The organism is Gemmobacter nanjingensis (genome assembly GCF_014652195.1).
Taxonomy (GTDB): Bacteria; Pseudomonadota; Alphaproteobacteria; order Rhodobacterales; family Rhodobacteraceae; genus Gemmobacter; species Gemmobacter caeni.
The window spans coordinates 1-1,213 of the sequence record NZ_BMYI01000076.1; the positions used below are offsets into that span (position 1 = coordinate 1).

The following is a 1,213-nucleotide window of genomic DNA, read 5'->3' on the forward strand; positions in this document are numbered from 1 at the left end:
TGTATCGACCCAGCGGAATCTGCACAGGTTAAGCCGCTAATGCGAATGCCTCAGCGGGGGTTTTCATGTCCAGCGCCTGATGGGGGCGGCGGGTGTTGTAGAAGCGGATCCAGTCACCGATGGCGCGTGTCGCGTGTTGGATGCTGTCGAAGCGCTGGCGATGGATGCACTGTTCTTTCAGTGTCCGGATCACACGCTCGACCATGCCATTCTGCTGCGGGCAATGCGGCGTGATGAACTCTTGCTTAAGGCCATAGCTTCGGACCAGCGCGGTATAGCGGCGGCTGGTGAAGACGAGGCCGTTGTCGGACCTCAGAAGGAACTCCCGCGTGACCTTTCCCAAGGTGCCGAACCGGGTGATGAGGGCATGCTCGAGGGCACTGGCAGCAGTCGTTGCCTTGCCGGATCGCGACAGATGCCAGCCCAGAAGCTCACGGGTGTGACAGTCGATGACGAGGGCCAAAGTTGTCCAGCCGTCGCGCCCCGCCCAGACACGGCAAAGGTCGGTGGACCAGCGTTCGTTCGGAGCTGTGGCGACCGAGGGAACGGCCTCGATGCGGGGCCGCATGCCAATCGGACGCTTTCGCACCTGCCAGCCTTTGATCTGGAAGATCCTCTGCACCGTGTTCTTGTTGAAGCCCAGAAGCCAGGCAACCGTCCGGTAGCCAAAGGACGGCTCCTTTTCGATCATGGCCTTGATCGGATCAGCAAAGCGGGGATCGACCTTCGGCGCAGCCTTGGTCGGCTTGTAATAGACCGTCCGCCGCGGCACGCCGAACCAGCCACACAGCTTGGTCAGCGGCACCGCGATCCCATCCGCCAGAAGGCCCTCATGAAGCGTCCGGATCAATTGCCGTCCTCCCGCTCCATGAGGGCCGCCAACTTTTTTCTGGCGCGCAGCTCCAGCATGGCCTCGCCATAGGCCTCCTGCAGGTCCTTCAACTGCTTCTCGTATTGCTCGCGGATCTCCAGCGGGTTCGCCCGCAGGGCGTTCTCCATGCCCCGCTTGGCATCATCGACCCAGCCCTCGATCTCGGACGGTGACAGGTCATAGGCACGACTGGCCTCTGCCACCGTCGTCTTGCCCTGGATGATCTCAACCACCAGCGCCGTCTTACGCTTGGCAGTCCACCGCTTGATGCTGTCGTCCATTGTCACACTCATCGCTACCTTCTCCTTTGTAGCATGAGCAGAGTTTCACTGGGTCGATACA

The 1,213-nt window shown here is 61.3% G+C and carries 2 protein-coding genes; both read right to left on the reverse strand.

All coding sequences use genetic code 11. The annotated features are described in order from the left end of the window. Nucleotides 1-28: 28 nt before the first annotated feature. Complete coding sequence (locus IE126_RS25695) at nucleotides 29-850, reverse strand: IS3 family transposase (RefSeq protein WP_189383232.1); 822 nt, start codon at nucleotides 848-850, stop codon at nucleotides 29-31. Further along, the gene (locus IE126_RS25700; protein WP_229825963.1) at nucleotides 847-1,152 is read right to left on the reverse strand and encodes a DUF1153 domain-containing protein; all 306 of its coding nucleotides are present in this window, start codon (nucleotides 1,150-1,152) and stop codon (nucleotides 847-849) included. The genes IE126_RS25695 and IE126_RS25700 overlap by 4 nt, the downstream gene beginning before the upstream one ends. Nucleotides 1,153-1,213 lie beyond the last annotated feature (61 nt).